The sequence below is a fragment of the Citrobacter sp. MGH 55 genome, assembly GCF_016906145.1.
In the GTDB taxonomy this organism is placed as follows: domain Bacteria; phylum Pseudomonadota; class Gammaproteobacteria; order Enterobacterales; family Enterobacteriaceae; genus Citrobacter_A; species Citrobacter_A amalonaticus.
Genome location: NZ_CP070239.1, coordinates 2420136 through 2428325, shown reverse-complemented (window position 1 = coordinate 2428325; position 8190 = coordinate 2420136). Strand labels below are relative to the sequence as shown.

7 protein-coding genes are annotated in these 8190 nt (G+C 54.3%); 2 read left to right on the top strand and 5 right to left on the bottom strand.

The window, feature by feature from the left end; genetic code table 11:
• Positions 1-142 precede the first annotated feature (142 nt).
• The 5 genes from alaS to mltB all read right to left on the bottom strand — a co-directional run bounded on the left by alaS (position 143) and on the right by mltB (position 6376).
• Positions 143-2770, bottom strand: coding sequence for an alanine--tRNA ligase (alaS, locus tag JTI98_RS09750; RefSeq protein ID WP_046401927.1), 2628 nt, complete (start codon positions 2768-2770; stop codon positions 143-145).
• Positions 2771-2898: 128 nt separating this feature from the next.
• Positions 2899-3399 (bottom strand): recombination regulator RecX, encoded by a 501-nt coding sequence (recX, locus tag JTI98_RS09745; protein ID WP_044255094.1) that lies wholly within the window; start codon positions 3397-3399, stop codon positions 2899-2901.
• Positions 3400-3513: 114 nt separating this feature from the next.
• A complete protein-coding gene (gene recA, locus JTI98_RS09740; protein WP_044255092.1) occupies positions 3514-4575 on the bottom strand; it encodes a recombinase RecA in 1062 nt (353 codons plus the stop codon).
• An 80-nt stretch (positions 4576-4655) separates the two neighbouring features.
• The gene (gene pncC, locus JTI98_RS09735; protein ID WP_216082198.1) at positions 4656-5153 is read right to left on the bottom strand and encodes a nicotinamide-nucleotide amidase; all 498 of its coding nucleotides are present in this window, start codon (positions 5151-5153) and stop codon (positions 4656-4658) included.
• A 143-nt stretch (positions 5154-5296) separates the two neighbouring features.
• Positions 5297-6376 carry a lytic murein transglycosylase B gene (gene mltB, locus JTI98_RS09730; RefSeq protein ID WP_042999611.1) on the bottom strand — a complete coding sequence of 360 codons (1080 nt, stop codon included), beginning with the start codon at positions 6374-6376 and terminating at the stop codon, positions 5297-5299.
• A 269-nt stretch (positions 6377-6645) separates the two neighbouring features.
• Here mltB and srlA point away from each other — a divergent pair, with 269 nt between their 5' ends.
• Together srlA and JTI98_RS09720 are read left to right on the top strand one after the other, a co-directional pair.
• A complete protein-coding gene (gene srlA, locus JTI98_RS09725) occupies positions 6646-7209 on the top strand; it encodes a PTS glucitol/sorbitol transporter subunit IIC (protein ID WP_044266606.1) in 564 nt (187 codons plus the stop codon).
• On the top strand, positions 7206-8189 hold the full coding sequence (locus JTI98_RS09720; RefSeq protein WP_044255086.1) for a PTS glucitol/sorbitol transporter subunit IIB: 984 nt from the start codon (positions 7206-7208) through the stop codon (positions 8187-8189). The genes srlA and JTI98_RS09720 overlap by 4 nt, the downstream gene beginning before the upstream one ends.
• Position 8190: the final 1 nt, after the last annotated feature.

The window sequence follows — 8190 nt, the reverse complement described above, 5'->3', positions numbered from 1 at the left end:
AGTAAGCAGTCACGGCATCACATTCTGTTAAACCTAAGTTTAGCCGATATACACAACTTCAACCTGACTTTATCGTTGTCGACAACGTTGATGCAAACGCCGCGGAATGCTTATCCGCGGCATCGGCTAACGCTTATAGTTATTACAATTTTGCGCTGACCCAGGCTTGCACACTGGCTAACGCCGCAGGCAGAGCAGAAGCATCCGTACCACCGGCTTGCGCCATGTCCGGACGACCACCACCCTTACCGCCCACCTGCTGAGCGACCATACCTACCAGTTCCCCTGCTTTGACACGGTCGGTCACGTCCTTAGACACACCAGCAATCAGAGAAACCTTACCTTCAGCTGCCGTTGCCAGCACGATAATCGTCGACCCCAGTTGATTTTTCAGATCATCAACCATGGTGCGCAACATTTTCGGCTCAACACCCGCAAGCTCACTCACCAACAGCTTAACGCCATTGATATCAACCGCTTTGCTGGAAAGATTCGCACTTTCCTGCGCCGCAGCATGTTCTTTCAACTGCTGAAGCTCTTTCTCAAGCTGACGAGTACGTTCCAGTACTGAACGCACTTTGTCGCCCAGATTCTGGCTATCGCCCTTCAACAGATGTGCAATATCGGCTAAGCGATCGCTTTCTGCATGCACAGTCGCAATGGCGCCCTCACCGGTTACCGCTTCAATGCGACGAACCCCGGCGGCAGTTCCGGACTCAGAGACAATACGGAACAGGCCGATGTCACCGGTACGGCTGGCGTGCGTCCCGCCGCACAGTTCGGTAGAGAAATCACCCATGCTCAGCACGCGAACGCGTTCGTCATATTTCTCGCCGAACAGCGCCATTGCGCCTTTTGCTTTCGCCGCTTCCAGATCCATCACGTGGGTTTCAACCGGCAGGTTACGACGAATCTGCGCGTTCACCAGATCTTCAACCGCCCGGATTTCCGCCGGCTTCATTGCTTCATTATGCGAGAAATCGAAGCGCAGCATTTTGTCGTTAACCAGCGACCCTTTCTGCGCCACGTGCGTGCCCAGAATCTGGCGCAACGCCGCGTGCATCAGGTGCGTTGCGGAGTGATTCAGACGAATACGCGCACGACGCGCCTCATCCACATCAGCCTGGACCGCATCGCCCACTTTCAGAGAGCCCGCAGACAGCTTGCCGAGGTGGCCAATTGCCTGACCATATTTTTGCGTGTCGCTTACGGCAAACGCAAAGCTCGCGCCTTTCAGTTCACCTTTATCGCCAACCTGACCACCGGATTCCGCATAGAATGGGGTTTGATCCAGTACGACAACGGCTTCCTGACCGACACTGATCGCATCAACCGCTTTACCATCCACAAACAGCGCGGTCACTTTACCGTTCAGTTCCAGATGGTCGTAGCCTTTAAATTCAGAGGCGCTATCCACGCGAATCATCGCGTTATAGTCCGCACCGAAACCGCTGGCTTCACGCGCACGACGACGCTGCTCTTCCATGGCGGCTTCAAAACCGGCTTCATCCACTTTGATATTGCGCTCACGGCAAACGTCAGCCGTCAGATCAACCGGGAAACCGTAGGTATCGTACAGACGGAATGCTGTTTCGCCGTCCAGCGTATCGCCGGACAGTTTCGCCAGTTCTTCGTCCAGCAGCGCCAGGCCACGCTCGAGCGTACGGGCAAACTGCTCTTCTTCGGTTTTCAGTACTTGCTCAACCTGAGCCTGCTGACGCTTCAGTTCTTCGCCCGCCGATCCCATGACGTCAATCAGTGGACCCACCAGTTTGTAGAAGAAGGTTTCTTTCGCGCCCAGCATGTTGCCATGACGTACCGCACGACGAATGATACGACGCAGGACATAGCCACGGTTTTCGTTCGACGGAACCACGCCGTCGGCAATCAGGAACGCACAGGAACGAATGTGATCCGCAATCACGCGCAGTGACTTGTTGCTCAGATCGGTTGCACCGGTCACTTTCGCTACTGCTTCAATCAGCGTGCGGAACAGGTCAATTTCGTAGTTGGAGTTGACGTGTTGCAGCACAGCCGCAATACGTTCCAGACCCATACCGGTATCCACGGAAGGCTTAGGCAGCGGCTCCATCGTACCGTCAGCCTGACGGTTGAACTGCATAAAGACGATGTTCCAGATCTCAATGTAGCGATCGCCGTCCTCTTCCGGGCTTCCCGGAGGGCCGCCCCAGATGTGATCGCCATGATCGTAGAAAATTTCGGTGCACGGACCGCACGGACCGGTGTCGCCCATCTGCCAGAAGTTGTCGGACGCATAAGCCGCACCTTTGTTATCACCGATGCGGATAATACGCTCGCGAGGAATACCGACTTCTTTTTCCCAGATTTCATAGGCTTCATCGTCTGTTTCGTAGACGGTCACCCACAGACGCTCTTTCGGCAGGGCAAACCAGTTTTCACCGGTCAGCAATTCCCATGCGTACTGAATTGCATCATGCTTGAAATAGTCGCCGAAGCTGAAGTTACCCAGCATTTCGAAGAAGGTATGGTGACGTGCAGTGTAACCAACGTTTTCCAGATCGTTGTGCTTACCACCTGCCCGCACGCAGCGTTGGGATGTGGTTGCGCGGGAATAATTACGCTTGTCGAGCCCAAGGAAAACGTCCTTGAACTGGTTCATCCCGGCGTTGGTAAACAACAAAGTGGGGTCATTGTTTGGAACCAGGGAGCTGCTGGCAACTACCTGATGTCCCTTACTATGGAAAAAGTCGAGAAACGCCTGACGGATCTCAGCGGTGCTCTTGCTCATAATTATCCTGAAATCTTGCTAACGAAAAATCATTACCAGCAACAACTCTTGATTGACTGGGCCGCCGGCAACTGAAAAGTGGGAATAAGATAAGTTTTCTTTACGGGGAAGTAAAATCCCGTATGCGCTCAATCGTCAAAATTTCGCCATATTTCCTGGATATCCTCCATCAGATATCCGCGATAGAGCAAAAATCGCTGTATCTTAACCTTTTCTGAAAATGCACCAGGCAGCGGTTCACCATATTTACGACAGGCCTGATCGCGTGCGAGGACGCTCCAGTCAATCTCACATTCCCGCATTGCTTTTTCCGTCGATTCACGGGCAATGCCCTTTTGATTCAACTCCTGGCGAATGCGCGCCGGACCATAGCCTTTACGGCTGCGGCTGGCGATAAAGCGGGCGATAAACCGGTCGTCATCGAGATACTGATGCTCGTAACACCAGGCAATCACTCGTTCATAATCTTCCGCAGTCGCATCAATCTCTTCCGGTCCATTTTTCCCCATCACCGGGGCGGCAAGTTTACGTCGCAACTCTTGTTCGCTGTGGTCACGAACCGCGAGGATACGTACTGCGCGATCTAACAGCCGGGAATACGCGGGTCGGCGCGGTGTGGGTTCACTCATAACAACCTTCGAAATCAGAAATGCAAAAAGGCTGCATCAATGCAGCCCTTGAGTGTAATTCAACTTTTTGCCGGATGGCAGTTTTGCGTTATCCGGACGGACGACACCTGACGATTAAAAATCTTCGTTGGTTTCCGCAACGCCTTCACCGTCATCAACAGCGAAGTCAGGTTTGGCATCCTGGTTATTGAGCAGCATTTCGCGAACTTTCTTCTCAATTTCCTTCGCAGTCGCCGGGTTGTCTTTCAGCCAGGTGGTTGCATTCGCTTTACCCTGACCAATTTTCTCGCCGTTGTAGCTGTACCAGGCGCCCGCTTTCTCGATCAGCTTCTCTTTCACGCCCAGGTCAACCAGTTCGCCATAGAAGTTGATGCCTTCACCGTAAAGGATCTGGAATTCAGCCTGTTTAAACGGTGCCGCAATTTTGTTTTTCACCACCTTCACGCGGGTTTCGCTGCCCACCACGTTATCGCCCTCTTTCACCGCGCCAATACGACGGATATCCAGACGAACAGAAGCGTAGAATTTCAGTGCGTTACCACCGGTCGTGGTTTCCGGGTTACCGAACATCACACCAATTTTCATACGGATCTGGTTGATGAAGATCAGCAGCGTGTTGGACTGCTTCAGGTTACCGGCCAGTTTACGCATCGCCTGGCTCATCATACGCGCCGCGAGGCCCATGTGAGAGTCACCGATTTCGCCTTCGATTTCCGCTTTCGGCGTCAGTGCCGCTACGGAGTCGACAACGATAACGTCGACAGCGCCAGAACGCGCCAGCGCATCACAGATTTCCAGCGCCTGTTCACCGGTGTCCGGCTGAGAACAGAGCAGATTGTCGATATCAACGCCTAGCTTACGTGCATAGATCGGGTCCAGCGCGTGTTCTGCATCGATAAACGCACAGGTTTTACCTTCGCGCTGCGCCGCGGCAATCACCTGCAGCGTCAGCGTGGTTTTACCGGATGATTCCGGCCCGTAGATTTCGACGATACGGCCCATCGGCAGGCCGCCTGCGCCCAGCGCGATATCCAGTGAAAGCGAACCTGTGGAGATCGTTTCCACATCCATAGAACGGTCTTCACCCAGGCGCATGATGGAGCCTTTACCGAATTGCTTTTCGATCTGGCCCAGCGCTGCCGCCAACGCTTTCTGTTTGTTTTCGTCGATAGCCATTAATTACTCCTGTCATGCCGGCTGAAACCGGATAGTGATTCTGTACTGTTGTCGCAATTATACTGTATAGTCATACAGTATCAAGTATTTTGTAGAAATTGTTGCCACAGGGTTTGCAGCGCATAAACCGTGGCTTGCCGACGCACCGCCTCACGGTCGCCGTGAAAGCATTCCCGGCGGGTAATCCCTTCTCCGCGCGCGCTGGCGAAGGCAAACCAGACGGTGCCGACCGGTTTCTCTTCGCTGCCGCCATCCGGCCCGGCGATCCCGCTGATGGAAACCGCAAAATCGGCACGTGCCGCTTTCAGTGCGCCAATCGCCATCTCAACCACTACCGGTTCACTGACCGCGCCATGCTGCGCCAGCGTCTCTTCCCGCACGCCGATCATCTGCGATTTTGCTTCATTACTGTAGGTGACAAAACCGCGCTCAAACCAGGCGGAGCTGCCGGCAATATCGGTAATGGCTTTCGCCACCCAACCGCCGGTGCAGGACTCTGCGGTGGTCACCGTCGCACCACGCGCTTTTAGCGCCAGCCCGACCTGTTCACTTAACTGCATCAGTTCACTGTCAGCCATATCAGCCTCTGTCAGTTAAAAAATATGCCGGACAAGATAACACTTTCCCAACGGAGATGGGGATGAGGTGACAATTTTACGAGGGGGATTCCGAAAAAACGAGTGAGGCCCAGGGAAGCCGAAGCAACCCTGGGTAAAAACCATTATTGCACGCGCGCCAGCGCCACTGCCTGACCTAACTGCCACACCGCCATCGCGTAATGGGTGCTGTGGTTGTAGCGGGTAATAGCATAGAAGTTCGGCAAACCGTACCAGTACTGGTAGCCGGTACCAATATCCAGGCGCAGCAGGCTCACCTGCTGATGGTTGCCCAGCGGTTGTTGCGGCGTGAGTCCGGCGGCTGCCAGTTGAGAAAGGCTGTACTGCGTTTTAAAGCCATTCGCCAGTCCCGGTGCCTGACCGTTCGCCATCACCGCCACCGCGTCGCCCTTCACCCAACCGTGCGCTTTGAAGTAATTCGCCACGCTACCGATAGCATCGACCGGATCCCACAGGTTGATGTGGCCGTCGCCGTTGAAATCTACCGCGTACTCTTTATAGGACGACGGCATGAACTGTCCGTAACCCATCGCGCCAGCAAAGGATCCTTTCAAATCTAACGGGTCATCCTGTTCGTTACGCGCCATCAGCAGGAACGTCTCCAGCTCGCCGGAGAAGTACTCCGCACGACGTGGGTAGTTAAACGACAGCGTCGCCAGCGCGTCCAGAATGCGCGTTTTTCCCATCACACGGCCCCAGCGGGTTTCCACGCCAATAATGCCCACGATGATCTCCGGCGGAACGCCGTAAACCTGCCAGGCACGGTTGAGCGCATCTTCATACTGATTCCAGAATGCCACGCCGTTTTGCACGTTATCCGGGGTAATGAACTGTTTGCGATAGCGTAGCCATGCGCCGTTAGGTCCGGCCGGCGGCTGCGTGGTCGGCGCCTGCCTGTCCATCAGACGCAAAACGTAATCCAGGCGCTTCGCCTGTGACAGGATCTCCTGCAACTGCTGACGATTAAAACCGTGCTTGTTCACCATCTTATCGATGAACTGCTGCGCATTTGGGTTATTGGCAAAGTCGCCGCCCATTTGCATAACGTTGTGCTGGGGCTCAAGCAGGAAGCCGCCGGAAGGCGTGCCCGTTGTCGTTTGAGGCTCTTGAGGTTTCGGTTTGCTACTACAGGCAGCAAGTAACACAAACAGGGGAAGTAATGCTACATAACGACGCTTGAACATGAGACATCCATTAAACAGATTCAGCCAGAGAGAAGTATGGTAAAGCATCCCCCGCCATACAAGGAAGCGCCTGACGCGCTCCGTCACACAATTTACGTATCACTTCCCCTCGTTAGATCGTCAGTACATTCTTTCCTTTCCACAAAAACTTTCAACTTAAAATATTTTACTTTCATTTTGAGATCAAAATAACACTTTTATTTCTTTCAATCCGATTAAAATAAGTCACCCATTCGCAAGATAACTAAAAATCCCTACAGGAGAGAACAATGATCGAAACCATTACACATGGAGCAGAGTGGTTCATCGGGCTGTTCCAGAAAGGTGGAGAGGTGTTTACCGGGATGGTCACCGGCATTCTTCCACTGCTGATCAGCCTGCTGGTCATCATGAATGCGCTGATCAACTTTATCGGCCAGCAGCGAATCGAACGCTTCGCCCAGCGCTGCGCCGGGAATCCGCTGTCCCGCTACCTGATTTTGCCTTTTATTGGCACGTTTGTGTTTTGTAACCCCATGACCCTGAGTCTGGGCCGCTTCATGCCAGAGAAATACAAGCCCAGCTATTACGCAGCCGCCTCTTACAGCTGTCACTCAATGAACGGCCTGTTCCCGCATATCAACCCTGGCGAACTGTTCGTTTACCTCGGCATTGCCAGCGGCCTGACCACGTTAGGTCTCCCGCTCGGGCCACTGGCCGTGAGCTATCTGCTGGTCGGAGTGGTCACCAACTTCTTTCGTGGCTGGGTCACGGACCTCACAACCTCCATCTTTGAGAAAAAGATGGGTATCCAACTTGAGCAGAAAGTCCACCTTGCAGGAGCAGCATCATGACGCGTATTCGAATTGAACGAGGAACTGGCGGCTGGGGTGGCCCGTTAGAGCTGGACGTGACCGCCGGAAAGAAAATTGTCTATATCACCGCAGGCACTCGCCCGGCGATTGTCGACAAACTGGCGCAGTTAACCGGCTGGCAGGCTGTCGATGGCTTTAAAGAGGGAGAACCGCCTGAAGACGAAATTGGCGTTGCCATCATTGACTGTGGCGGGACGCTGCGTTGTGGCATCTATCCTAAACGCCGTATTCCGACCGTGAACATTCACTCAACCGGGAAATCCGGCCCACTGGCCCAGTATATTGTTGAAGACATTTATGTCTCTGGCGTCAGGGAAGACAACATCACCGTCATCAGCGACGCGTCTGCTGCACCGCAGCCGCAATCACAACCGGCAAGCGCTACCGCCGGGCGTGATTACGACAGCAGCAAAAAAATCACCGAACAGAGCGATGGCCTGTTAGCAAAAGTCGGCATGGGGATGGGGTCGGCGGTGGCCGTGCTGTTCCAGTCCGGTCGCGACACCATCGATACGGTTCTGAAAACCATTCTGCCGTTTATGGCATTCGTCTCGGCACTGATCGGCATCATCATGGCCTCGGGTCTGGGTGACTGGATCGCCCATGGCCTGGCGCCGCTTGCCAGCCATCCGTTGGGTCTGGTGACGCTGGCGCTGATCTGTTCGTTCCCGCTGCTGTCGCCGTTCCTCGGCCCAGGTGCGGTCATTGCGCAGGTTATCGGCGTTCTGATCGGCGTGCAAATTGGCCTGGGCAACATCCCGCCGCATCTGGCGCTGCCCGCCCTGTTTGCCATTAACGCCCAGGCATCCTGTGACTTTATTCCGGTCGGTCTGTCGCTGGCAGAAGCCCGCCAGGACACCGTTCGCGTCGGCGTGCCGTCGGTACTGGTGAGCCGCTTCCTGACGGGTGCGCCCACCGTTCTCATCGCCTGGTTTGTTTCCGGCTTTATTTATCAATAAG